Origin of the sequence: Demequina activiva (assembly GCF_016862815.1) — a bacterium.
GTDB classification, from domain to species: Bacteria; Actinomycetota; Actinomycetes; order Actinomycetales; family Demequinaceae; genus Demequina; species Demequina activiva.
The window spans coordinates 1-23990 of record NZ_BONR01000001.1; the positions used below are offsets into that span (position 1 = coordinate 1).

General features: G+C 71.4%; 28 protein-coding genes. 2 read left to right on the forward strand and 26 right to left on the reverse strand.

The features are described 5' to 3' along the window. Positions 1 to 871, reverse strand: an 871-nt coding sequence (rpsB, locus tag Dac01nite_RS00005) for a 30S ribosomal protein S2 (protein WP_203652734.1), incomplete at its 3' end; no start/stop codon positions are given. A gap of 358 nt (positions 872 to 1229) precedes the next feature. On the opposite strand from rpsB, the gene Dac01nite_RS00010 reads away from it, so the two are divergent. After that, entirely contained in the window at positions 1230 to 1754 is a 525-nt protein-coding gene (locus Dac01nite_RS00010; RefSeq protein ID WP_203652735.1) for a M23 family metallopeptidase, read from the forward strand. Here Dac01nite_RS00010 and Dac01nite_RS00015 read toward each other — a convergent pair. The 11 genes from Dac01nite_RS00015 to rimM form a co-directional block, all read right to left on the reverse strand. Continuing rightward, on the reverse strand, positions 1747 to 2577 hold the full coding sequence (locus Dac01nite_RS00015) for a FliA/WhiG family RNA polymerase sigma factor (RefSeq protein ID WP_203652736.1): 831 nt from the start codon (positions 2575 to 2577) through the stop codon (positions 1747 to 1749). The two genes, Dac01nite_RS00010 and Dac01nite_RS00015, sit on opposite strands and share 8 nt — an antisense overlap. 9 nt (positions 2578 to 2586) lie before the next feature. Beyond that, positions 2587 to 3525, reverse strand: coding sequence for a tyrosine recombinase XerC (locus Dac01nite_RS00020; protein WP_203652737.1), 939 nt, complete (start codon positions 3523 to 3525; stop codon positions 2587 to 2589). A 135-nt stretch (positions 3526 to 3660) separates the two neighbouring features. Then, positions 3661 to 4860: a DNA-processing protein DprA gene (dprA, locus tag Dac01nite_RS00025; protein ID WP_203652738.1), complete on the reverse strand. Its 1200-nt coding sequence runs from the start codon at positions 4858 to 4860 to the stop codon at positions 3661 to 3663. After that, entirely contained in the window at positions 4857 to 6374 is a 1518-nt protein-coding gene (locus Dac01nite_RS00030; protein WP_203652739.1) for a YifB family Mg chelatase-like AAA ATPase, read from the reverse strand. Before Dac01nite_RS00030 ends, dprA begins: the two co-directional genes overlap by 4 nt. Then, the gene (locus Dac01nite_RS00035; protein ID WP_203652740.1) at positions 6371 to 6727 is read right to left on the reverse strand and encodes a YraN family protein; all 357 of its coding nucleotides are present in this window, start codon (positions 6725 to 6727) and stop codon (positions 6371 to 6373) included. The genes Dac01nite_RS00030 and Dac01nite_RS00035 overlap by 4 nt, the downstream gene beginning before the upstream one ends. A 238-nt stretch (positions 6728 to 6965) precedes the next feature. Next, entirely contained in the window at positions 6966 to 7292 is a 327-nt protein-coding gene (locus Dac01nite_RS00040; RefSeq protein WP_203652741.1) for a DUF2469 domain-containing protein, read from the reverse strand. A gap of 54 nt (positions 7293 to 7346) precedes the next feature. After that, complete coding sequence (gene rnhB / locus Dac01nite_RS00045) at positions 7347 to 8030, reverse strand: ribonuclease HII (RefSeq protein WP_203652742.1); 684 nt, start codon at positions 8028 to 8030, stop codon at positions 7347 to 7349. A 3-nt stretch (positions 8031 to 8033) separates the two neighbouring features. Then, on the reverse strand, positions 8034 to 8660 hold the full coding sequence (gene lepB, locus Dac01nite_RS00050) for a signal peptidase I (RefSeq protein ID WP_203652743.1): 627 nt from the start codon (positions 8658 to 8660) through the stop codon (positions 8034 to 8036). A gap of 91 nt (positions 8661 to 8751) precedes the next feature. Further along, positions 8752 to 9099, reverse strand: coding sequence for a 50S ribosomal protein L19 (gene rplS, locus Dac01nite_RS00055; protein ID WP_203652744.1), 348 nt, complete (start codon positions 9097 to 9099; stop codon positions 8752 to 8754). A 155-nt stretch (positions 9100 to 9254) separates the two neighbouring features. Continuing rightward, positions 9255 to 9944 (reverse strand): tRNA (guanosine(37)-N1)-methyltransferase TrmD, encoded by a 690-nt coding sequence (gene trmD / locus Dac01nite_RS00060; protein ID WP_203652745.1) that lies wholly within the window; start codon positions 9942 to 9944, stop codon positions 9255 to 9257. Beyond that, on the reverse strand, positions 9944 to 10489 hold the full coding sequence (gene rimM / locus Dac01nite_RS00065; RefSeq protein ID WP_239066429.1) for a ribosome maturation factor RimM: 546 nt from the start codon (positions 10487 to 10489) through the stop codon (positions 9944 to 9946). The genes trmD and rimM overlap by 1 nt, the downstream gene beginning before the upstream one ends. Before the next feature lie 84 nt (positions 10490 to 10573). On the opposite strand from rimM, the gene Dac01nite_RS00070 reads away from it, so the two are divergent. Continuing rightward, positions 10574 to 10996, forward strand: a complete 423-nt coding sequence (locus Dac01nite_RS00070) for a DUF7144 family membrane protein (RefSeq protein ID WP_203652746.1) — start codon at positions 10574 to 10576, stop codon at positions 10994 to 10996. A 76-nt stretch (positions 10997 to 11072) separates the two neighbouring features. Here Dac01nite_RS00070 and Dac01nite_RS00075 read toward each other — a convergent pair whose 3' ends face one another. The 14 genes from Dac01nite_RS00075 to Dac01nite_RS00140 all read right to left on the reverse strand — a co-directional run bounded on the left by Dac01nite_RS00075 (position 11073) and on the right by Dac01nite_RS00140 (position 23858). Further along, complete coding sequence (locus tag Dac01nite_RS00075; protein WP_203652747.1) at positions 11073 to 11303, reverse strand: KH domain-containing protein; 231 nt, start codon at positions 11301 to 11303, stop codon at positions 11073 to 11075. A 2-nt stretch (positions 11304 to 11305) separates the two neighbouring features. After that, positions 11306 to 11857: a 30S ribosomal protein S16 gene (gene rpsP / locus Dac01nite_RS00080; RefSeq protein ID WP_203652748.1), complete on the reverse strand. Its 552-nt coding sequence runs from the start codon at positions 11855 to 11857 to the stop codon at positions 11306 to 11308. A 172-nt stretch (positions 11858 to 12029) separates the two neighbouring features. After that, complete coding sequence (locus tag Dac01nite_RS00085; RefSeq protein WP_203652749.1) at positions 12030 to 12650, reverse strand: hypothetical protein; 621 nt, start codon at positions 12648 to 12650, stop codon at positions 12030 to 12032. A 93-nt stretch (positions 12651 to 12743) separates the two neighbouring features. After that, the gene (locus Dac01nite_RS00090; RefSeq protein WP_203652750.1) at positions 12744 to 13544 is read right to left on the reverse strand and encodes an FAD:protein FMN transferase; all 801 of its coding nucleotides are present in this window, start codon (positions 13542 to 13544) and stop codon (positions 12744 to 12746) included. After that, positions 13541 to 14116 carry an FMN-binding protein gene (locus tag Dac01nite_RS00095; RefSeq protein ID WP_203652751.1) on the reverse strand — a complete coding sequence of 192 codons (576 nt, stop codon included), beginning with the start codon at positions 14114 to 14116 and terminating at the stop codon, positions 13541 to 13543. The genes Dac01nite_RS00090 and Dac01nite_RS00095 overlap by 4 nt, the downstream gene beginning before the upstream one ends. Before the next feature lie 4 nt (positions 14117 to 14120). Further along, positions 14121 to 15476, reverse strand: a complete 1356-nt coding sequence (locus tag Dac01nite_RS00100; RefSeq protein WP_203652752.1) for a ferredoxin reductase family protein — start codon at positions 15474 to 15476, stop codon at positions 14121 to 14123. Positions 15477 to 15593: 117 nt separating this feature from the next. Further along, positions 15594 to 16700, reverse strand: a complete 1107-nt coding sequence (locus Dac01nite_RS00105) for an amidohydrolase family protein (protein WP_203652753.1) — start codon at positions 16698 to 16700, stop codon at positions 15594 to 15596. Positions 16701 to 16709: 9 nt separating this feature from the next. After that, the gene (gene ffh / locus Dac01nite_RS00110) at positions 16710 to 18299 is read right to left on the reverse strand and encodes a signal recognition particle protein (protein WP_203652754.1); all 1590 of its coding nucleotides are present in this window, start codon (positions 18297 to 18299) and stop codon (positions 16710 to 16712) included. 79 nt (positions 18300 to 18378) lie between these two features. Continuing rightward, positions 18379 to 20154 carry a [protein-PII] uridylyltransferase family protein gene (locus Dac01nite_RS00115; RefSeq protein WP_203652755.1) on the reverse strand — a complete coding sequence of 592 codons (1776 nt, stop codon included), beginning with the start codon at positions 20152 to 20154 and terminating at the stop codon, positions 18379 to 18381. An 18-nt stretch (positions 20155 to 20172) separates the two neighbouring features. Further along, positions 20173 to 20511 carry a P-II family nitrogen regulator gene (locus Dac01nite_RS00120; protein ID WP_203652756.1) on the reverse strand — a complete coding sequence of 113 codons (339 nt, stop codon included), beginning with the start codon at positions 20509 to 20511 and terminating at the stop codon, positions 20173 to 20175. Between the two features lie 2 nt (positions 20512 to 20513). Continuing rightward, complete coding sequence (locus Dac01nite_RS00125; RefSeq protein WP_203652757.1) at positions 20514 to 21770, reverse strand: ammonium transporter; 1257 nt, start codon at positions 21768 to 21770, stop codon at positions 20514 to 20516. 168 nt (positions 21771 to 21938) lie between these two features. Beyond that, on the reverse strand, positions 21939 to 22298 hold the full coding sequence (locus Dac01nite_RS00130) for a nuclear transport factor 2 family protein (RefSeq protein ID WP_203652758.1): 360 nt from the start codon (positions 22296 to 22298) through the stop codon (positions 21939 to 21941). Beyond that, the gene (ftsY, locus tag Dac01nite_RS00135; protein WP_203652759.1) at positions 22295 to 23401 is read right to left on the reverse strand and encodes a signal recognition particle-docking protein FtsY; all 1107 of its coding nucleotides are present in this window, start codon (positions 23399 to 23401) and stop codon (positions 22295 to 22297) included. Before ftsY ends, Dac01nite_RS00130 begins: the two co-directional genes overlap by 4 nt. Positions 23402 to 23474: 73 nt before the next feature. After that, the gene (locus tag Dac01nite_RS00140) at positions 23475 to 23858 is read right to left on the reverse strand and encodes a hypothetical protein (RefSeq protein ID WP_203652760.1); all 384 of its coding nucleotides are present in this window, start codon (positions 23856 to 23858) and stop codon (positions 23475 to 23477) included. Between the last annotated feature and the right edge of the window lie 132 nt (positions 23859 to 23990).

The following is a 23990-nucleotide window of genomic DNA, read 5'->3' on the forward strand; positions in this document are numbered from 1 at the left end:
GCTCCTCGGCCTTCTCGTCGGCCTTCTCGTCAGCCTTGGGCTCCTCGGCCTTCTCGTCAGCCTTCTCGTCAGCCTTGGGCTCCTCGGCCTTCTCCGCCTTGTCGCCGGCGAGCAGCTCCTGCTCCCACTCGGCGAGCGGCTCTGCCTCGCCCTCGGCGTCCGCCTCGTCACCCTTGGGGGTGTGGCGGATGCGCAGGCCCTCGGCGACCGCATCGGCGATCACGCGGGTCAGCAGGCCGACGGCGCGGATCGCGTCGTCGTTGCCCGGGATGCCGTAGGCGACCTCGTCGGGGTCGCAGTTGGAGTCGAGGATGCCCACCACGGGGATGCCCAGCTTGCGGGCCTCGTCCACGGCGAGGTGCTCCTTGTTGGTGTCGACGATCCACACGACGGAGGGGGTCTTGCCCATGTCGCGGATGCCGCCCAGCGTCTTGTCGAGCTTGTCCTTCTCGCGACGCAGGCCCAGCAGCTCCTTCTTGGTGCGACCGGAGCCGGCGACGTCGTCGAAGTCGATCTCCTCGAGCTCCTTGAGGCGGGTGATGCGCTTCGAGACCGTCTGGAAGTTGGTGAGCATGCCGCCCAGCCAGCGCTCGTTCACGAAGGGCATGCCCACGCGCTTGGCCTGCTCGGCGATCTGCTCCTGCGCCTGGCGCTTGGTGCCCACGAAGAGCACGGTGCCGCCGTGGGCGACGGTGTCGCGCACGAACTCGAAGGCGGAGTCGATCTTGGCGAGCGACTGCTGCAGGTCGATGATGTAGATGCCGTTGCGCTCGGTGAAGATGAAGCGCTTCATCTTGGGGTTCCAGCGGCTGGTCTGGTGTCCGAAGTGAACGCCGGAGTCCAGCATCTCGCGCATGGTCACGACTGCCATGGCTGTTCCTGTTCTGCACGCGCGCGAGCGCATGCTTGTCTTGGGCGGGCGTGAGCCCGCATGTTCGGTTGACGATCCCGGTCCTGTGACCGGCATCCCTGGCGCCAACGCGGCTCGGCACCGAGCGGAGCTCGGACCTCGCCTCACCGGCGCGCTCCCGGATCCAACCGTGAGCGCGAATGGCGCGCGATGTCATCTGGGCATGCCAGACGCAAGGACGATGATACCCGATGGGACGTCCCCGGGCGGACCCGGCCTCAAGCACGGGACCGTCCCCAGGACGCGAGCGCCGTGTGGATGTCCCCAGCGCCCGGCCGATGCGGTGGCCTCGCTGCGTCGCGCGGGCTCCACTGAACGCATGAGACGTCCCTGCTGGCCCCTGCTCCTCGCGATCGCCCTGACGGCGGCACTGGTGGTGCGCGCTCCGGCGGAGGCGCTCGAGTGGAGGCCGGCGGAGCCGTACCTCAGTCCGGTCACGCCCGTGCTGGCGCTGGACGTCGCGCGCATCCCGGTGCACGAGTGGCTTCCCGGGCACCGCGGCATCGACCTCGCCGCCGCTCACGGTCAGCCGGTGGTCGCGCCCGCGCCGGGGACGGTGACTTTCGCGGGCATCGTGGTGAACAGGCCCGTGCTGACCGTCACCCATGACGACGGGGCGCGCACGAGCCTCGAGCCCGTGGACGCGACGGTCGAGGTGGGCACGCGCGTGGTCGCAGGGGCGCCCATCGGGACGGTGGCCCAGACTCCGGGCCACTGCGTTCCGGTCGCCTGCGTGCACTGGGGCGTGCGCGTGGGCGAGCGCTACGTGGACCCGCTGGATGTCCTCGCGGGGTTCGGACCGGTGCGGCTGCTGCCTCGGGACCGCGGCGCGTTCGTCACATGAAGGCGCCGGTGCGCATCAGGTTCTCGCGGAGCTTCTTGACGGCGCCGGAGTGGATCTGCGAGACGCGGGACTCGGTCACGCCCAGGATCTGGCCGATCTGCGCGAGCGTGAGGTTCTCGAAGTAGTACAGGCGCAGCACCTCCTGCTCGCGATCGCGCACGCTCTGGATCGCGCCGGCCAGCAGCGTGCTGGTCTCGCGCACCTCGACGGACAGCGACGCCTCGGGCGCAGCGTTGTCGAGCACCGCGTCGATCGCACGCGTCTCGCCGCCGGCCACCATCCCATCGAGCGCCGCCACGTGCGACAGCGCGACCTGCGCGCGGACCGTGCGCACCTCGGCGGTGTGCCAGCCCAGGTGGGCCGCGATGTCCTCGTCCGTCACCGGGCGCATCAGGGTCTGCTCGAGGGTGCGAGCGGCGTGCTCGACGGTGCGTGCCTTGGAGCGCACGGACCGCGGCACCCAGTCAGCGGCGCGCAGCTCGTCGATGATGGCTCCGCGGATGCGCTGGCCGGCGTAGGTCTCGAACTTGAAGCCGCGGGCCGGCTCGAACTTCTCGACCGCGTCGATGAGTCCGAACGTTCCATAGCTCACGAGGTCTGCCAGCTCGACCGTGTCCGGCAGACGCCCGATCATCCGGGTCGCGACCTGGGTCACCAGCGGCGCGTAGTGCGTGATGAGCGCGTCGCGGGCGTCGCGACGGGTGGCGCCGTCGTCAGCGAGATCGCTCCACCACTGGTCCAGCTGCGACGCATCCGCGCGCGGCGGCGCGAAGGTCATGGGCTCCTCGGTGTCCTGCGACAGCACGGGGTTCAGGCTGGACATGGATGCTCCCTAGGCGCGCGGGTGCGCGAGTTGGTAGGTGGCCCGCAGGCGTTCTGCGGACACGTGGGTGTAGCGCTGGGTCGTGTTGAGGCTGGCGTGACCGAGCACTTCCTGGACGGAGCGGAGATCGGAACCTCCGGTGAGCAGATGCGTCGCTGCCGTGTGGCGCAGCGCGTGCGGGGCGATGTCGGGAAGGCCAGCGGCACGGCACAGGGAGTGGATGGCCTCGCGCACCTGGCGCTGACCGACGCGCGACCCACGGCGCCCCAGGAACATCGCGGCGCCGGTCTCGGCGGAGACCAGCAGAGGGCGGGACTGATCGAGCCACTGCCGCACGGCACGAGCGGCCGGCACGCCGAACGGCACCACGCGCTCCTTGTCGCCCTTGCCGGTGACGCGCACCAGGCGCTCGTCGAGGTCGAGGTGCGCGACATCGATCCGGACCAGCTCTCCCACGCGCATGCCCGTCGCGTACAGCAGCTCCGCGATGGCCCAGTCCCGCATGTGGATGGGGTCGCCGTCGTCGCAGCGGGTCTGCGCGACGGCCAGCAGCGTCATCACGTCCGCCGGGCTCATCGCGGCGGGGATGGTGGAGGCCGGCCGCGCGGACGCGAGGCGCAGCGCGGGGTTGGCGTCGAGGTGCCCGGCGTCGTAGGCCCACGCGTAGAAGGTCCGCACCGCGGCGCCGCGTCGCGCCATCGTGGTGCGCGACAGCCCGGCGCCGGCCATGGCGGCCAGCCAGGACCGCAGGTCCGCCAGCTGGACGTCCGCGAGCACGGCGGTGCTGTGCTCCCCGGCGTCCTCGCCGCCGGAGGCGTGTGCGGCCAGGTGGAGCAGATCCCCGCGATAGGCGCGCACCGTGTTCTCCGAGAGCCCGCGCTGATGGCGCAGGTAACCCTCGAAGTGCGCGATCAGGTCGCGCTCGCCGGTCTCACCCCTCGTGGACATGGTGACACTGTGGCACCGTCACATGAGTCAAATCAACCCCTCCTGTCACATTTGTCACATCAATCTCACGTTTCACCCCCTTTTTGTACCGTTTTGTCCCTGTTTGGTGCGACTCGAAACGGTGCGATGCACCGCTCACGACAGCGAGACGCCCTTCACCCGCCTCCACCCTCCCCGGTCTCGCTCCACCATCCGGGCCGCCTCCAGTCGCCCCAACGCCGCCCGCAGCTCACCGGCTTCGAGGCCCGCCGTCGAGGCGATGAGGGCAACCTCGACGGTGCGCGTCCCGATCGCGTCGAACGCGGCGCGATCGGCTGGCGCCGCGAAGTCGAGGCGTGTGGGCGGCGTGCCGTCCATCGCTTGAGGCTCCACCACCTCGAGAGGGCCCACGAGCTCGCGGACGTCCGCTCCGCAGGTGACGAGCACCGCGGCGCCGTCCCGCAGCAGCGCGTGGCAGCCGGCAGAGCTGGCGCTCGTGACGGGCCCCGGGACCGCACCCACCGGGCGCACCAGCTCGTGCGCCCGCGCCACGGTGCTGAGCGCTCCGGACCTCAGCGCGGCCTCCACCACGACCGTGGCCCCTGCCGTGGCGATGAGGCGATTGCGGGTGAGGAAGCGCGACCGGTGCGGCGCCCACCCCGGCGGGACCTCGCTCACCACGAGTCCCTCGCGCATCACGCGCTCGAGCAGATCCGCGTTGCCTGCCGGATACAGGCGGTCCACCCCTCCGGCCATGATGGCGAGCGTCGTTCCACCCGCCGCGACGGTCGCCCGATGCGCCGCAGCGTCGATCCCGTACGCGCCGCCGGAGACCACGGTGCCGCCCTGACCGGACCACTCCCCTGCGATGCCCGCCGCGACGTGCTCGCCGTAGGCGGTCGCCGAGCGCGCGCCCACGATCGCGACCGAACGCTCGTCGAGCGATCGCAGGTCGCCGGCGCCGCGCACCCACAGCGCGAACGGCGCGCAGCTGCCAAGATCGTCGACGCAGGCCGGCCACTCGTCATCCTCTCGGGTGACGATCCGTGCTCCGCACGCCCGAGCGCGCCTCTGCAGCGCGTGCGAGTCGGCGCCCTCGAGACGGGGCGCCCACCGCGCGCTCGCGCGGATCGCCTCGTCGACGTCCCTCGGGGTGGCGAGCTCGAGCAGGCGCGCGGTGGCGGAGACCGGGTCCCGCGCGGCGAGCGCGCTCCACTCGAGAGCCTTCGAGGCCCCCAGCACCGACACCAGCGCACCCGCAGCGGCATCCGCCGGCTCCGCGATCGCGCTCCACAGGATCCACGCCCGCGCCTCGCCCTCCGGGCGCATCTCCCCCACCTCGTCCACGGGGATCATGCGGCCACTCCCCGGGATCGCAGCGTGAGGGCCTGGGCGACGTGGTCGGCGTTCGGCTGCTCGACTCCTGCGAGGTCCGCGACCGTCCACGCCACGCGCAGCGCCCGGTCCGCTCCCCTGGCCGTGAGCACCCCGCGATCGAGCGCCTGCCACACCAGCGCGGCGCCGTCGCGCGGGGTGTGACGGCGCAGCCACGTGCCGGACGCGTGCGCGTTGAGCGCCCATCCGTGCGGCGCGAGGCGTGCACGCGCTCGCGCTCGCGCCTCGGCCACCCGTGCGGCTACCGTCGCCGACGACTCCCCTGGCTCATCCGCGCCGCCGCGCACCGGCAGCACCGTGACCTGGAGGTCCACGCGGTCCAGCAGCGGCCCGGACAGGCGTCCGAAGTAACGACGCCGCTGGATCGGCGTGCAGGTGCAGCGCTCGCCGCTGCCGTAGTAGTGGCCGCACGGGCACGGGTTCGCCGCGAGGATCAACTGGAAGCGCGAGGGGTAGCGAGTCGCTCCCTGCGCCCGATGCAGCACCACCTCGCCGTGCTCGAGAGGCTGGCGCAGGGTCTGCAGCACGCGAGCCGGGAACTCGGGAGCCTCGTCGAGGAAGAGCACTCCCGCGTGAGCACGCGAGATCGCGCCCGGCCGGGCCAGGCCGCTGCCTCCGCCCACGATCGCCGCCGCCGAGGCGCTGTGGTGCGGAGCCTCGAACGGCGCCGTGCGCAGCAGGCCCCGGCTGGGATCGAGGGTGCCCGCGAGCGAGTGGATCGCGGTCGCCGTCACCGCGTCCTTGTCCGTCAGCGGCGGCAGGATCGTGGGCAGTCGCCGGGCGAGCATGGTCTTGCCCGCTCCAGGGGGACCGGACAGGAGCAGGTGATGCCCGCCTGCCGCCGCCACCTCGAGCGCCCACCGAGCCTCGGGCTGACCGCGCACCTCGTCCAGATCCACGCGCTCGGCGTGCGCCGCGGCGCGCACGGGAGCGGCGACGGGATCGCAGGCGACCGCCACCGCATCGGCTGCTCCATAGTGTCGTGCGAGCTCGGCGAGGGTGGTGACGGCGACCACCTCCACCCCGGGCACCAGCGCCGCCTCCTCCGCATTTCCCGCGGGGACCACCACGCGCTCGATCCCGCGATCGGCGGCAGCGACCACCGCGGGCAGCACGCCGGGGATGGGGCGCACCCGACCGTCGAGGCCGAGCTCACCCAGATGCACAGCGCCGCTGGGCGCGTCCGCACCGATGCCTCCAGACGCCGCCAGGACCGCGACCGCGATCGCGAGATCCGTGGCTGCGCCGGACTTGGGCAGCGACGCCGGCGACAGGTTCACGGTGATGCGGCGCTGCGGCCAGGGCAGGCCCGAGGACGCCGTCGCCGCACGCACCCGGTCGCGCGCCTCGGACAGCGCCGTGTCCGGCAGCCCCACGATCGTGAACCCCGGCAGCGACGAGCCGATGTGCGCCTCGACGTCGACCACGTGCCCGGTGAGCCCTGCCAGCACCACGGTGCGGGTGCGCCCGATCATTCGATGCCTCTCAGGTGCTCGATGCGGGCCGCACCGGCGGCCGGCAGCGTGACCGCGATCACGTCCACCCGGGCGTGCGCGAACGTCTCCGGCTGCTGAGCGAGCCACGTGGCGAGCAGTCTGCGCAGTCGGGCCACCTTGTCCGTGGTCACCGCCTCCAGGGCGCTGCCGGCCACCGTCGAGCGGCGCGTCTTGACCTCGACCGCGACCGCCGTCTCGCCGTCACGCGCGACGATGTCGAGCTCGCCGCGGGCGCACCGCCAGTTGCGGTCCAGCACCTCCCAGCCCTGCTCCTCCAGGGCGCGCGTCGCCACCGTCTCTCCGTGCCGTCCCACTGCCTGCCTGGCGTTCATCCGTCACCTCCGCTGGCAACGGTGCAGGTGCGGCGTCGCGCGGGGCGAGCCCGCGTGGCACCGTCCGTGGACAACGGGCGTCGGCAGGCGGGCTGTGGACAGGCGGGCTGTGGACAGCGGCGAGCATCACCGGCGCCCAGCCTCGGCGACCCGGATCAGCGAGGAGGCTCAGGTTCGAGCGTCGGCGCCGTGCTCGCGCCACCGCTCGTGCGCGACCCTCGGACTCGCGGCGCGCGCCTCAGCGGGCGCGCAGCTGCCGGATGTCCGGCATCGCGTCGTCGTCCTGCGACAGCTCCTCGATGTTGACGTCCTTGAACGTCACCACGCGCACGTTCTTCACGAGCCGCGCGGAGCGGTAGACGTCCCACACCCACGCATCGGTCATCGTGACCTCGAAGTAGACGTCGCCGCCCGAGGCCTTCACCTGCAGATCCACCTTGTTGCACAGGTAGAAGCGGCGCTCCGTCTCGACCACGTACTGGAACAGCCCCACCACGTCGCGGTACTCGCGGTAGAGCGCCAGCTCGGCGTCGGTCTCATAGTTCTCGAGGTCGTCACTGCTCACCCGACCATCATTGCCGCGATGCGGCCGATGCGGCCAATCGGCGCGCCGATCACCTCACCCGACGGCGCGGTCGGGCAGCCTCCAGGAGCGCCGATGCAAGGGCGAGGGGCCGAGCCTGCGGATGGCCTCGAGGTGCGTGGCGGCGCCGTACCCCTTGTTGCCGTCCCAGCCGTAGTCGGGATGGTCGCCGTGCGCGGCCGCCATGATGGCGTCCCGCTCGACCTTCGCGATCACGGAGCCCGCCGCGATCGAGGCGCACAGCGTGTCGCCCTTGATCACCATCGTGACGGGCGGCGCGGTGGGGCCCGGCAGGACGGCCGATGCGCGGGCCGGGTCCTCGAACAGGCTCGCTTGAGGGTCGGTCAGCCAGTCATGCTTGCCGTCCAGGAGGACGGCGTCGACGGTGACGCCTGCCTCGCCGATCCGCGCCAGTGCACGGCGCCCGGCGAGCCTCAGCGCGCCCACGATCCCGTGGGCATCGATCTCCTGTGGTGACGCGTGCCCCACGGCGCGCGCGAGGCCGAACTGCGACAGCGCGGCGGCCATCGCATCGCGGCGCGCCACGGACAGCTCCTTGGAGTCGGCGAGGCCCTCAGGCCACACGTCGCAGCGCTCGAGAGCGCACACGCCCACGGAGACCGGCCCGGCAAGCGCCCCGCGGCCCACCTCGTCGACGCCGGCGATGACGCGCGCTCCGGCGTCCCACAGGGCTGCCTCATGCGTCAGCGAGACCGGCACGGCTCAGTCCTCGACCGTGTCCGGGTCGTCGTAGGGGTTGCCGATGCCGTGGAAATGGTTCAGCGGCCACACGGTCGCGAACGCGGTGCCCACGATCGAGTCGATCGGGACGGATCCGCCGCCGGGATTGCCCTGGTGCGACCGGGAGTCCGCACTGTGCGGGCGGTTGTCGCCCATGACCCAGATGTAGCCATCCGGGACGGTGGTGGAGAAGTCGGTGAGCGACGGGTCGATGCCGGCAGGCAGGTAGGGCTCCTCGAGCGGCTCGCCGTCGACGGTGATGGAGCCGTCCGCGTCACAGCACTCGACGGTCTCGCCCGGCAGCCCCACCACGCGCTTGACGAGGTGCTCGCCGGCGTCCTCGGGCAGCAGGCCCGTGAAAGTGAGGACGGTCTTGCCGGCGGTCTCGAGGGGCGTGTCGTCGGAGGTGTCGACGGGAGCGAGCCAGCCGCCCGTGTCCTTGAACACCACGATGTCGCCGCGGCGCAGGTCGAGCGGCTCGGGGCGCCACTTGGTGACGAGGATGCGGTCGTTCAGCTGGAGCGTGGGCTCCATCGAGCCCGAGGGGATCCAGAACGACTGGAAGAAGAAGGTCTTGAGCAGCAGCGACAGCGCGAGCGCGCTGACCACGATGATGAGGAGCTCCTTGGTGAAGCCCCACAGACGAGCACCGGCGGACGGCTGTGAGCCGTCCGCCGGTGCGTCAGTGGTGTCGCTGATCTCAGTTCTCGCGCTTCTCGCGGATGCGCGCGGCCTTGCCGCGACGCTCGCGGAGGTAGTACAGCTTCGCGCGACGGACGTCGCCGCGGCTGACGAGCTCGATGTGGTCGATCGTGGGGGCGTGCACCGGGAAGGTGCGCTCCACTCCCACGCCGAACGAGATCTTGCGGACCTGGAAGGTCTCGCCGATGCCCTGGCCCTGGCGGCCGATCACGACGCCCTGGAAAACCTGGATGCGCGAGCGGTTGCCCTCGACGACCTTCACGTGAACCTTCACGGTGTCGCCGGCACGGAAGTCCGGGACGTCGTCGCGGAGCTGGCCCGCGGTGATGTGGTCAAGCTTCTGCATGACTGACTCCAACGCACACGCCACAGGTCCTGCACGATATCTGCCTTACGGCCTTCTCTGGGTTGCTGTGCGTCGCGGACTGTGCTCAGCCCCCTGTGGCAGGCATGAGCGCCGCGCGCACCGAAGAGCAATTATGCCACAGCCGCCGGCCGGACTCAGGCCTCCGGCGGCAGCAGGTCCGGGCGGCGCTCACGGGTGCGCTCGAGCTGCTGCTCGTGGCGCCACTGCGCGACCTTCCCATGGTGCCCGCTCAGCAACACGTCGGGCACCTCGAGCCCGCGCCACGACGCCGGCCGGGTGTAGCTCGGGTACTCGAGCAGGCCATCGGAGTGAGACTCCTCCACGATGGACTGCGCGTTGCCCATGAACCCGGGCAGGAGCCGCGTGATCGCCTCGATCATCGCGTAGGCCGCGACCTCTCCCCCGTTGAGCACGTAGTCCCCCAGGGACACCTCGCTGACACGGAACCCCGCATCGGCGTAGTGCTGCGGCACCCGCGCGTCGATGCCCTCGTAGCGCCCGCACGCGAACACCAGCTGCGGCTCCGTTGCGAGCTCCGCCGCCATCGCCTGCGTGAACGGCACTCCCGCGGGGCTCGGCAGCACCAGGTGGGCGCCGGTCTCGAGGACGTCGTCGAGCGCTCGGCCCCAGACGTCCGGCTTCATGACCATGCCGGCGCCGCCGCCGAACGGAGCGTCGTCCACGGTGCCGTGCACGTCGCTGGTCCAGTCGCGCAGGTGGTGCACCCTCGCGTCGACCAGCTCGCGCTGACGAGCCTTGCCCAGCAGCGACACGTCGAGCACCTGGAAGAACTCCGGGAAGATCGTGACGACGTCGATGCGCATCAGCGCGTCTCCCCCGTCGCCTCCGGCGTCTCGCCGGACAGCAGCCCGTAGGGCGGCGTCAGGGTCACGGTGCCGGCCTCGAGATCGACGTCGGGGACGAACTCGTCCACGAACGGGATCATCGCGCGGTGACCGCCGGGCTCCTTCACCACGAGCACGTCCTGCGCTGGCATCGACAGCAGGTCCACCACCTCGCCGATCCGTTCGCCGTCCGGACGCTGCGCCGTCAGGCCCACCAGCTCGTGGACGTACCAGGCGTCGTCCTCGTCCGATTCGTCGCCGTCGATCACGAGCTCCACGCCGCGCACCTCGTCAGCGGCCTCGCGGCTGCCGATCTCCTCGAAGCGCAGGAACCACCGTCCGCCCTGGGTGCGCACGCTCTCGATCGTGAGCGGCCCGGCGCTGTCCGGCTCGGTCTCGTACACCTCGCCAGGGGCCAGGCGATCCTCGGGGATGTCGGTGCGAACCTCGACGGTCACCTCGCCCTTGAGCCCGTGGGCGCGGCCGATGCGCGCGACGGTCAGCTTCATGGGTCCGGTGCTCATGGGTCCAGCCTACGGCCAGCCAGCGCGCGCGCCGCCAGCGCGGTAGCGTGGAGGCACGGTCTACCAGCGACGACGGAGGCGACCATGGCGGAGGACAAGCAAGGCATCGGCAACATGCCGGTGGGCGTGGCGTTCGTGGGGGTGCTGTCCATCCTCAACGGGATCGCGGCGATCGTCATCGGCGGACTGTGGCTGTGGGCCTCGGGCGACGCGGACGTGCTCGGGGAGGTCGACACGTCCGCGGACGAGGCGACCATCTACGGCTGGACGGCGCTCGTGCTCGGCGTCATCATCGTCCTGGTGTCGGTGGGCCTCCTGCGAGGCTCGCGCTTCGCGCGGTTCCTGGTCCTCACGCTGATGGTGCTGCGCATCGGCGCGGATGTGTTCGCGCTCATCATGGTCGACGGCTACTCCGTGGTGCAGGCCGTCATCGGCATCGCCTGGGCGCTGCTGATCATCGTCATGCTCACCACCCGCAAGGCCAGCTCCTACTTCCTGCAGCGCTGAGCGCGTCGCGTCACAGCAGACGCACGAAGGCCCCGCCTCCACCAGGGAGACGGGGCCTTCGTGCTGTGCATCGCGGCTAGGCGACGTCGACGATGTTCACCCGGACGTCGTCGCGCGAGATCGCGTCGACCACGGTGCGAATGGCTGTCGCGGTGCGGCCGCGGCGGCCGATCACGCGAGGCAGGTCGTCGGGGTGGACCACCACGTTCAGGGTGGTCCCGCGACGACCAGAGCGCTCCGTGACCGTCACATCCTCCGGGTTGCGGACGATGCTCTTGATCAGGAACTCCAGCGCATCGACGACCATGCTTACTTGTCCTCGGCGGCGGGCTCCGGCTCGGCGGGGCCGGTGGCCTCGTCGGACGCGGGAGCCGCAGCGGCGGCGTCCTCGGCGGGCGCGGCGTCGGCGACGGCGGACGCGGCCTCCTCGGCGGCCTTCGCGTCGGCCTCGGCCTTCGCAGCCTCGTCGGCCTCCTTCTTGGCCTTCTCCGCCTCCGCGGCCTTCTCAGCCTTGAGCTTCTCTGCGGCATCGGCGGTGGCCTTGATCTGGTCCTCCGGCGACAGCTTGCCCGCAGGCTGCTCGACGGTGCTCGTGGCACCCTTCTCGCCCTTGAAGGTGCCCCAGTCGCCGGTGAGCGTCAGGAGCTTGCGGACCTGGTCCGAGGGCTGGGCGCCCACGGACAGCCAGTACTGCGCGCGCTCGGAGTCGATCTCGATGACCGACGGGTTGGACAGCGGGTGGTACTTGCCGATCTCCTCGATGGCACGGCCATCGCGCTTGGCGCGGCTGTCCATGACGACCACGCGGTAGAAGGGCGCCTTCTTCTTGCCGAAGCGCTTGAGTCGAATCTTTGCAGCCATGGTGGCTTCTCCTTGTTATTCGGTATGAGCCGGCGCGCGCCGTCCGGGGAAAGCAGACGAGGCTTGCTGGCAAGACGAATAGCCGATGCGGGTAGAGGGCCGCTCCGGCCAGCGACCTATTGTGCCAGACAAGCACCCGCGGGAGCAAAGCCTGCTGGATCGCAGCTCGCGGTCAGGTCGAAGGCGGCACGTCTGCCGCCGGCTCGACGATCGCGACCACGTCGCCGTCCACGACGCTCACCCACACGCCGCGGTGCTCGTGGACCACCTCGGGGTCGAGCGCGTGAGCCGCCGGCGTGGGGTCCGTGGGGTCCCAGTCGAGCGCCTCGATGTACACCGCGGTATCCGCCGTGAGACGCACGTCGCGCTCCTCCACCACGTCGTTCACCACCACGTAGTGGTGGGTGTCCGAGTCCTCGGCCTGCGCGAAGGCGGTGTACTGCTCGCTGTCCGGTCCGTACACGCACGCGATGTCGAGGGTGAGCGCGGTGGGCGCGTAGGCGATCACGTAGCCGAACCAGTCGCCATCCGCGAGGGACTCGCCCTCCGCCACCGCGCATCCGCCGCCCATCGCACCGTCCTCATCGAACGGGCCGGACATCGCGGCGAGCGCGTGGAGCCGCGGGTCCTTGATGGGGACCTCGGGGAGGGTCGTCACCTCGACCGCCTGGTCGGTGGCTGACGGTGCGGGCGCAGAGGCGAGCGCAACGTCGTCCGCGCCGGCCGCGCAGCCCGCGACCAGCAGCCCTCCGGCGAGCGTCAGCGCCCACCGGGGATCCCTCATCGGTGCCATCGATGTCCCCTCGGCTGTGTATCGGTCACCCTAGCCCACGAACCGCCTGACCATGCAAGCAGCTGTCGCATAGTCCACGCGACACGCGTGCGCTCACTCGATCGCGGCCCACCCGGCGTTCGCCGTCGCGCGCACCGAGCCGTTGACCACCCGCAGCGCGAGGGCGGCCACGCCCGCCTCCTGCGCGAGCTGCAGCGTGCGCCGGCCTCCAGCGAGGATCGCCGTCGCCCATGCGTCGCATGCCACAAGGTCGCGCCCGATCACACTGACCTGGGCGTAGTGGGAAGCGGCCTCCCCGGTGCGCGGGTCCCACACGTGGCCGGAGTCGAGGCCCTGACCGGACGTCGCCAGCGCGTCCAGCCGTCCTCCCAGCTGCGCCCTGCGCACCACCGGCGTCGCCGGACCGGGCGGGTGCCGCGGGTCCGCGATCCCCGCTCGCCAGCCGCCCTCGATCGGCCCGCGGCCGCTCACCGCGACGTCGCCCGCGCACCCCCACATCCATCCCGTGGCTCCCACGAGCGACAGGCGCCAGCGTGCCCGTTCCATCGCCCAGGTCTTGACGATGCCGGTGGGGTCGATGCGACCGTCGGGGGTGCGCGCGTCGAACGCGCCACCGGTGTCCTCACGGAAGCGCTCGCACAGGTCGAGCACCTCCGCGACGGCTGGCGGCGCATCGGCCGTGCGCGCCTCGCCGCGCCCGATGCGGGAGATCCACGAGTCCTCGCGGTAGGTCGAGAAGACCGCGTCGACCCAGCGCAGATCGGACGCGACGTGCTCCATGACCGCATCGAGCGCTGCGGGATCGACGGGCCCCCACGCCTGCAGCGTGAAGTCCATCGCCATCGCGGTCACCGTCCGCGCCAGCGGATCGGAGGCCGCCGTCGGCTGGCTCACAGCCCTGCGTCGGCGAACGCGGCCTGCGCGGACTCCACCATCGCAGGCGACGTGTAGCTGGCGCCCGAGACGTACTCCACATCGCCTGACTGCGCGGCGAGGATGCGCTCCTCGAGCACCGGCAGCGCCATCTCGTTGACCCGCCTGGACTCGGACGCCTCGGTGCCCGCGACGGGGAACTCCACGTCCACCACCACTCCGCTGTCGATGATCAGGCGCACCTGGTACTCGCCGCGGATGTTCGTCACCACGGGTCCGTCCACGGTCTCCGTGGTGGCCCCCGCCTCCGTCGCCGGCTCGTCGGCAGGCGCGCCGGCGCCGGTCGAGCCGCCGGCGTCGCTGGGCTCGTCGCAGTCGTCGTCGCGCTCGCGCTCCTCGATGGGGTCCTCGGTGTTGCCCCGCCCCGAGTTGCTGTCCGGATCGATGTCCTTGATCTCGCAGTCATCGTCGACCTCCGGGGCCGCGGCCACCTCGTCGACGTCGTCGCTCAAGGGCGCGGGGGCGGCCACGAAGCCGCCCGCGAGCACCACGGCGGATGCCCCGCCCACGATGAGCTTGCGCGATGTCCTCATGACCTCACCATCCGAACTCCTCGCGATGCACGGCGTCGGGGCTCACCCCGGCGCCCAGCGCATCTGCCTCGACCGCGAGCGCCCACGCGCGGGGCCCGCAGATGTACACGTCCGCGCCGGCGGGGTCCTCCACCAGATCGCCGATGCTCGCGGGCTGCTCGCGCGTGCCCCACGTCCCGCCGCGCGAGCCCAGCAGCACGTGCAGCCGGGCACCCCGCTCGGTGCACAGCTGCTCGACCTCGTCGAGCAGGGGTGCCTCGTCGCGCGAGCGCGCCCGCACGATCACCGTGACGTCGTCGCCCGCCGTGACCTCCTCGAGCATCGAGCGCACGGGCGTGATGCCGATGCCGGCGCAGATCATCACGATCGGGCCGCGAGAGCGCGAGGCGTGCGTGAAGACTCCCAGCGGTCCCTCGGCGAGCACGCGCGTGCCGGGCTGCAGGTCGCGTACGCGCGACGAGCCGTCGCCGGAGGCCTTGACGGTGATGCGCAGCCTGTCCCCCGGGGCGGCGGACAGCGAGTACGGGTGGGACTGCCCGCGCAGGCCCGGTGCGAGGAAGCGCCACAGGAAGAACTGGCCCGCACGCGCGCGAAGGCGCGCCACGTCGCGACCGGCGATCGTGACCGTGGTGGAGCCGTCCGCACGGGGCTCGACGGATTCGACCGTGAGGCCGTGGCGCGCGAGGAGCACCAGCGGCCGGGCAAGGCGGAACAGCACGAACGAGCCGATGCTCACGGTCCACAGCACGGCCCAGAACCACCACGACAGCCCGCCCGTGCGGAAGGTCGAGCCCTCGAGAAACTGGTGCGGCACGGCGAACGCGACGCCCACGTACACCAGCATGTGGACCGCGTGCCAGCGCTCGTAGGGCCATCGCAGGCGCACGGCGGCGAGCGACGTGATCAGCACGATCGTGAACGTCGCGAGGGCGATCTGCGCGAACAGCATGAACCAGCCGTACTGCGGCCACGTGAGGAACTGGCTCACGGGAGAGCGTCCGTCGTACACGCCCGATGCCGTGGTGAGGATCGCGGCGTGCACCAGCATCAGGATGATGGCCAGCTTGCCCAGCCGCGCGTGGGTCGCGATCGCGCGGTCGTGGCCGATCGCACGCTCGACCCATGGGGCCCGCGAGGCGAGCAGCACCTGGGTCATCATCAGCACCGCCGCGACGATGCCGAGCGCTCGTCCCAGCGTGTAGAACCAGTCGGTCGCGCTCTGGGCGAGCAGCCCGCCGGAGGCGATCATCAGCGCGATGCCTGCGGCGCACACGAGCCAGACCGCGCCTTCGAGTCCATCCGCCCACCAGCTGCGCCGTTGCGCGGCTTGCGAGCGCTCCACCACTGTCGATGCCGTCACGTGTCTCCCCGGGGTCTGGTCCGTCGCATCCGTTGGTCAGTATCCCCTGCAGCGTGCAGAGGTGTCACGAGTTTGCCGCGAATCCCCGGGAGATCCCCTGGTGAGGCGCGACCGCCCTCAGGCCGGCGGCGCTCCGTCCGTGCCTGACACTCGTTCGCCGCGCAGCACCACGTGGATGGGTGCGGCGAGGGCGCGGATGTCCTCGCGCGGGTCCTGCCCGTACACCACGAGGTCCGCGCTCGCGCCCTCGGTCAGGGTGTCCACCCCCAGGAAGGCCCGCGCCCGCCAGGTGGCCGCTGCCACCACATCGGCCGCGGGCACTCCGGCCTGCACCATCGCGGCCGCCTCGAGCGGCAGCAGGCCGTGCCCCAGGGTGCCTCCCGCATCCGTGCCCACCAGCAGCAGCACGCCTGCGTCGTGCATCGCGCGCACCTGCTCGCGGCGGCGCTGGTGCATCGCGCGCATCCGGGCCGCGTAGCGCGGGAAGCGCTCCTGGCCTGCGTCCGCGTATCCCACGAAGTTGTCGACCTGCAGCAGCGTGGGCACCACCGGGATGCCGCGCCGCGCGGCGACGCGCATGTGCTCCTCCGTCATGCCCGTGCCGTGCTCGATGCAGTCGATCCCGGCATCGAGCAGCGGGTCGATGGCCTCCTCGGAGAAGGCGTGCACCGTAGCCCTGGCACCCTCGGCGTGGACGGCGGCCAGCGCATCGGCGAGCTGCTCGGGCGTCCACAGCGGCGACAGGTCGCCCTCCTCGCGATCGATCCAGTCGCCGATGAGCTTCACCCAGCCGTCGCCCGTGCGCGCCTCCTCCGCAGCGACAGCCGGCAGCTGGTGAGGCTCGATCTCGCGCGCGTAGTGGCGCAGGTACCGCTTGGGGCGAGCGATGAAGCGCGCGGAGCGGATCAGGCGCGGCAGCTCGGGGCGCTCGTGGATGAAGGCCGTGTCCAGCGGCGACCCGGCGTCGCGAATCAGCAGCGTGCCGGCATCACGGTCGACGATGGCCTGCTTGACCGCCAGGTCGCGGTCCGTCGCGCCGCCCGAGTCCAGCCCCACATGGCAGTGGACGTCCACCAGGCCCGGCAGCACGGTGCCGGCCACGGCCGTGACCTCGCCGCTGTGACGCGGCCGCTCGAAGGTGATGCGCCCGTCCAGCACCCATGCCTCGGGGGCCACGGTCGCGTCGTCGACGAGGACGGGCCCGGTCAGGTGCAGGACGCTCACGCGCGAGCCCTACTTCAGGTACTTGCCGAGGTCCGCGTCCAGCTGGGACGGGTCGAAGTCCTTCTCCTGCTGGCCCAGCCCGAACGCACTCCCCGCAGGCGCCTGCTGCGCCGCGCGGTTGCGCGCCGCGGCCTCCTGCTGGGCGCGCTTGGCGGGGTTGCCCGACTTGCCCTTGACCTTGCGCTGGGGCGCCTGCTTGCCCTTGGACTTCTTGCCGCCCGGCATCCCGCCCCACGCGCCGGGACCGCCGCCCTGGCCAGGCATCTGCGGCATCCCGCCGCCCTTGGCCATGGCGCGCATCATCTTCTGCGCGTCCTCGAAGCGCTTGACCAGCGAGTTCACGTCCGAGACCTGCATGCCGGATCCGGAAGCGATGCGCGAGCGACGCGACCCGTTGAGGATCTTGGGGTTGTCGCGCTCGGCAGGCGTCATGGACTGGATGATCGCCTCGGTGCGCACCAGCTCGCGCTCGTCGAAGTTCTCGATCTGCTCGCGCATCTGGCCCATGCCAGGCAGCATGCCCAGCATCTTCTTCATCGAGCCCATGTTCTTGAGCTGCTGCATCTGGCTCAGGAAGTCGGTGAGCGTGAAGTCCTCGCCCTTGGTGACCTTGTCGGCCATCCGGGCGGCCTCCTCCTGATCGAAGGCCTTCTCGGCCTGCTCGATCAGCGTGAGGATGTCGCCCATGTCCAGGATGCGGCCGGCCATGCGGTCCGGGTGGAAGACCTCGAAGTCGTCGAGCTTCTCGCCGGTCGACGCGAACAGGATGGGGCGGCCGGTGACCTCGCGCACGGACAGCGCCGCGCCTCCGCGGGTGTCGCCGTCCAGCTTGGTGAGCACGACGCCCGTGAAGTCGACGCCCTCCTGGAAGGCGGTCGCGGTGGCGACGGCGTCCTGGCCGATCATCGAGTCGATGACGAACAGCACCTCGTCCGGCTCGACGGCCTTGCGGATGTCCGCGGCCTGCTTCATGAGCTCGGCGTCCACGCCCAGGCGCCCGGCGGTGTCCACGATCACGACCGAGTGCTGACGCTGCTCGGCCTCCTTCATGGCCTTCTTGGCGACCTTCACGGGGTTGCCGCGCTGGCGCTCTCCCTCGCGGGTGACGCCGGGCTCCGGAGCGAAGACCGGCACGCCGGCACGCTCGCCGACGACCTGCAGCTGGTTCACGGCGTTGGGGCGCTGGAGGTCCGCGGCGACCAGCAGCGGCGTCTGGCCCTGGCCCTTCAGATGGTGCGCGAGCTTGCCGGCCAGGGTGGTCTTTCCGGCACCCTGGAGACCGGCGAGCATGATGACCGTGGGGCCGGTCTTGGCGTGACGCAACGGGCGGGACTCGCCGCCGAGGATCGAGATGAGCTCCTCGTTGACGATCTTGACGACCTGCTCGCCCGGATTGAGGGCTCCCGAGACCTCGGCGCCGAGCGCCCGCTCACGGATGTTGCCGGTGAAGGTGCGGACCACGGGCACGGCGACGTCGGCGTCGAGCAGCGCACGACGGATCTCGCGGATGGTGCCGTCGATGTCCGCCTCGGTGAGCCTGCCCTTGCCGCGCAGGCCCTTGAAGGTGGAAGTCAGGCGGTCGGAGAGGTTCGCGAACACAGATGTCCCTTCGGGTGAAACGTGACCTCTAGCCTACCGGCGCGCGCGAGCGGTCCCCACAGCGCGCAGGGGGCCTGGGTCAGGGGCGCTCGCGCAGCTGCTGGCGGGCGCTCGCCATCAGCGTGTCGATGAGGCTCGCGCGCCACGTGGTCCAGGCCTTGGGGCCGGCCGCCCTCGCATCCGCCTCCGTGAGCGCGCGCAGCGTCTCGAGCAGATCCTGACGATGGTCGACCGCATCGAGCAGCGCCGCTGCGGTCGCAGGGTCGGCCGGGTCCTCCGTGGTCGCCAGGCCTGCCAGCGTCAGATGCTCGCGCACCAGGACCGTCACATCCGCGGTGGTGGCCTCCGACAGTCCCAGCCGCTCGCCGATGCGCGGGATCAGCGCCGCGCCATCCCGGGAGTGGTCCGTGGCGCCGGGCCGCTTGCCGATGTCGTGCAGCCACGCCGTGAGCAGCAGCAGGTCGCCGTCGGGCACATGCCGCCGATGCTTGCCGGCGAGGACCACGGCCTCGAGCATGTGGCGGTCGACGGTGAAGCGGTGCACCGGGCTGCGCTGAGGCCGGTTGCGCACGCCCTCCCATTCGGGCACCCAGCGCACTGCCAGGCCATGGAGGTCGACCGCCTCCCACACATGGATGAGGTGCTGGCTGCCGCGCAGCAGGTCGCGCAGGTGCTGGCGCGCCGCGGCCGGCCACGGCTCCGGGAGGTCCGGCGTGCGCTGCAGGGCCAGCAGCAGGTTGGGGGTGAAGGTGAGCCCGGTGGTCGCGGCGGTCGCGGCAGCACGCAGCGGCAGCAGGGGGTCCTCCTCTGGCCTGCCGTCGCTCGCCAGCGCGAGCTCGCCGTCGACGTCGATGAGCCCCGGGGCCACGTCGACGTGGCGGGGAGCCGTGCCGCGCCTGCGTGCACGCCAGGCCCGCGAGCCGATGCCCGAGCGCTCCAGCGAGCGGCGCGCTCCGCGCTCGGTGGTGTCCAGGGCGTAGGCGACGGTGCGCCCCGCTTCCGCGAGCGACGCGAGCAGGTCGTCAGCGTGGTCGTAGCCCATGAGCTCCGCGACCTCATCCGCGATGTGACGGCCCAGGACGTTGACGGGCCTGCCGGTCACCAGGTGGATCGCGTCGCGCACGTCCTTGAGGTGGTCGCCCGCATCGTCGACGGACCCGTGCGGCCGGTCGGTAAGCCAGGTCGCGGACAGGGCGCTCAGGCTCATGTGGTCGCGCAAGCCGCCGCGCGCCTCCTTGAGGTGCGGCTCGATCAGGTAGGCGAGCTCGCCGTGGCGCTCGGAGCGCGCTCGCGACGCTGACAGCAGCTCGGGCAGGCGCTTGCGCGCCGCGCCGCGCCAGTCCTGGTAGATCGCGGCCCGTGCCTGCTGCGTGAGAGCGGCGTCGCCCGCGACGGGGTGCAGGTCGAGCAGACCGGCCGCCGCGGCCAGGTCCTTGGACGCCACCTGGCGGCACTCCGTGATGGAGCGCATCGAGTAGTCGAGCTCGAGACCGGCGTCCCAGATGGGGTACCAGAGACGTTGGGCGAGATCCGCGACCTGCTGGGAGGAGTTGGTCCTGCCGTCGTGGATCAGCACCAGGTCCAGGTCCGAGGCGGGACCGGCGTCGCCGCGACCCACCGAGCCCACGGCCCCCAGCGCGACTCCCTCGGCCAACGGCTGCGAGGCGTTCCAGTGCTCGGCGAGCCGCGCGAGGATCAGCTTGGTGATCTGACGGCGCCGCTCGGGGCCGGAGGTGCCTTCCTGCGTGAGGCGGGTCGCCAGCTCCGCCCGCTCACGCTTGAGGTCCCGCACCCCCAGGGGGTGCGGGACCTCAGCGTGGTGGCCGTCAGGGACAGCGCCCTTCGGGCCGGTCATAGATGTGGAGCGTCCCGACTACAGAGCGTCCGCGCCGTGCTCGCCCGTGCGAACTCGAGCGACGTCGTCCACGGGGACGGTCCAGACCTTGCCGTCACCGATCTTGCCGGTCTGCGCGGCGGAGACGATCGCCTCCGTCACCGAAGCGGCATCGGCGTCGTCCACGAGGACCTCGAGACGGGTCTTGGGGACCAGGTCCACCGTGTACTCCGCGCCGCGGTAGACCTCGGTGTGACCCTTCTGGCGTCCGTAGCCGGCGGCCTCGGAGACCGTCACGCCCTTGACGCCAGCGGCCTCGAGAGCAGCGCGAACCTCGTCCACACGGTGGGGCTGGATGATTGCAGTGACCAGCTTCATGGCTACTTCGCCTCCTCGTAGGCGGTCTCACCGTGCTCGGAGAGGTCGATGCCGGAGACCTCGACCTCTTCGCTCACTCGGAAACCGATGGTGTACTTGATGGCCAGTCCGATGATCAGCGTAGCAATCGCCGAGTAGACGATGGTGACGCCAGCTGCGGCTGCCTGCACGCCGAGCAGCGAGATGCCACCGCCGTAGAACAGGCCCGGGTCGTCCTGGATGGCGCCGGAGGCGACCAGGCCAATGGCCAGGGTTCCCCAGAGGCCGGCGACCAGGTGCACGCCCACGACGTCGAGCGAGTCGTCATAGCCGAACTTGTACTTGAGGCCGACCGCGAGCGACGAGAGGATACCGGCGATGAGACCGATGACGATCGCTCCCCAGGTGTCGACCGACGCACATGCCGGGGTGATGGCGACCAGACCGGCGACCACGCCGGAGGCGGCGCCGAGCGAGGTGGCCTTGCCGTCGCGGATCTTCTCCACGAGCAGCCAGCCCAGGATCGCGAGCGAGGTCGCGACGGTGGTGTTGACCCACGCGGTCGCAGCCCAGTTGTCCGCGGCGAAGGCGGAGCCGGCGTTGAAGCCGAACCAGCCGAACCACAGGAGCGCGGCGCCGAGCATGACGAACGGCAGGTTGTGCGGACGCATCGGCTCCTTGCCGAAGCCCTTGCGGACGCCCAGCAGCAGTGCCAGGACCAGGCCGGCCACACCAGCGTTGATGTGAACGACCGTACCGCCAGCGAAGTCGTACGGACCCGGGAGGTCGGCGAACAGCGGACCGCCGGCGCCGAGCAGCGCGTCGAAGCCCTCGCCGGCCGTGCCGGTGCCCCACACCCAGTGGGCGACGGGCGAGTAGACGAGGATGACCCACAGGAACGCGAAGACCAGCCAGGAGCCGAACTTGGCGCGGTCCGCGATCGAACCCGAGATCAGCGCGACCGTGATGATGGCGAACGTCGCACCGAAGCCCGCGGAGATGATCGACATGGCGTCGCCGCTCTCCACGGTGCTGATCATGCCGAAGTCACCGAGCGGGTCACCGATGATGTTGTTGATCGTGTCGCCGCCGCCCGAGATCGAGTAGCCGAACGTCACCCACGCGAGGGTGCCGACCGCGATGGCGCCGAAGCTCATCATCATCATGTTGAGAACTGACTTGCCCCGCGACATGCCACCGTAGAAGAACGCCAGACCGGGCGTCATCAGCAGCACGAGCGATGCAGAGATCAGCAGCCAGGCAATGTTGCCGCTATCCATTCTGCTTCTCCTTGATTCTCTCGCCGCTCCGGCGAGTCACGAGTCACCCTCCCGCACGTTTGTTGCCCCTGAACTGCCCCCGTGTTTCCGAACGGTTACAAGAACCCGGCTCAGGTAAAAGGTGCGTTGCGAGATTCGTGAACGAGCGGTTCACGCGGAATGTCCGGATCAGGCGTCCGGGATCTGGATGGCGTCGACCTCCCACCAGCCGTCGAACAGTCGCAGCTGGTGCAGCACCTTCTCGACCACGTGGTCGCTGCCGTCGAGCGAGGTCTCCGTGATCTCGACCGTGGCACGGTCGCCGTCGACGTCCACCGCGGTGACCGCCATCGTGAGGCCCTCGGAGGCCTCGAGGTAGTCCGCGGTGGCGTCCGCGAAGTCGTCCCGCGAGTGCACGCCCAACGAGTCCCACAGTCGCGGCGTGGTGAGCGCGAGGAAGGCGGGGTAGTGACCCTCGCGCCACGCCTGGTCGTAGGCCTCGACCACCTGCGCGGGCTCGAGCGACGCCGGCAGATCGTCGAGGTTCACGCCTGCGCGCCCAGCAGTCCGTCCACGAACTGCTCGGTGTCGAACGGCGCGAGGTCATCCGCGCCCTCGCCCAGGCCGATGAGCTTGACGGGGACGCCCAGCTCCCGCTGGACGGCGATCACGATCCCGCCCTTGGCGGTCCCGTCGAGCTTGGTGAGGACGATCCCGGTGACGTTCGCGACCTCCGCGAACACGCGCGCCTGCGCCAGGCCGTTCTGCCCGGTGGTGGCGTCGAGCACCAGCAGCACCTCGACGGGCTCGGCCACCTTGGAGACCACGCGGATGATCTTGCCCAGCTCGTCCATGAGCCCGGCCTTGTTCTGCAGTCGCCCCGCGGTGTCGATGAGCAGCACGTCCGTTCCCTCGGCGCGGGCGCGGTCGGCGGCCTCGAAGGCCACCGACGCGGGATCGGCTCCGTCGCGGTCGGATCGCACCGTCTCGACGCCCACCCGGGCGCCCCAGGTCTCGAGCTGATCCGCGGCGGCCGCGCGGAACGTGTCCGCCGCGCCCAGCACGACGGTGCGGCCCTCGGCGACCAGCACGCGGGCGATCTTGCCGACCGTGGTGGTCTTGCCCACGCCGTTGACGCCCACCACGATGATGGGCTCGTGCGCGCCGCCGCCGGGCTCGCCCAGCGCGAGCGAGCGATCCAGGGCGGGATCGATGGTCTCGATGAGCACCGCGCGCAGGATCGCGCGCGGGTCCGAGTCGGGCTCGTCGCGCAGTCGCGTGCGCAGCCCCGCGAGGATGTCGTCGGTGGCCGCCGCTCCCACGTCCGCGAGCAGCAGCGTCTCCTCGAGCTCGTCCCAGTCGTCCTGCGACAGCGAGTCCTTGGAGAAGATCGCCAGCAGGCTCGCGCCGAGCCCGCCGGACAGGCGGGCGCGCAGGCGGGCGAGGCGAGCGCCGGGCGCCTCGGGCGCATCGGCGCGCCCAGCGGTGACCGTGGGCGCGGCCGACGCCGGGCCGGACTCACGCTTCGGGGAGGGCTGGGCACCCCGACCGCGCCGAGCGGCGAGGGCTGCGCCCGCGCCTCCCACGACGGCGAGACCGGCGACGATGACGACGACGAGGTCAGCGGACCCCGGGATCCAGGAGACGTCCATGAGTCCAGTGTGTCAGGTCGCGAGAGGCGCGCGAGGCACCATCAGACGGTCCCGGCACCACCGGCAGGTCTGCTCAGCGACCGCCGAGGCTGAGCTCACCGGTGCGCGGCGCCTCGACGCCAGCGGCGCCCGGCAGGTCCTCGCCGCGCTCGCGCAGGGCCGCGGCCTGCTCCGCCACCACCACGCGGGCGTGCCCGGCGGTCTCCTTGGCCCAGGCGGCGGCACGGGTGCCCGGCGCCGGCCGGTCGGGGACGGAGGCGACCTCATCGATGAGGCTCCAGTCCGACTCCTGTCGCGGGGCCGGTGCGAACACGTCCTCGATGGACTGGCGCGAGCGCACGCCGAGGATCAGGCGTGCCACGTGCCGTCCACGCCCCTCGGCGAGTGCGGCGACCACCATCACGACGACGGCGAGCACCACGATGAACGACAGCATTCCAGCGATCGACGAGAACAACGTGCTCCTCCTAGAGAAAGGGACATTCCGGACGGAAGTCTGGCCCTGCATCGGACTCAGAATCAACTCAGGTTCGGGCCCCGGACGGGAGCCCCGTGATCGGCCAGGGAGTCGTCGCCACGGGCATCGCAG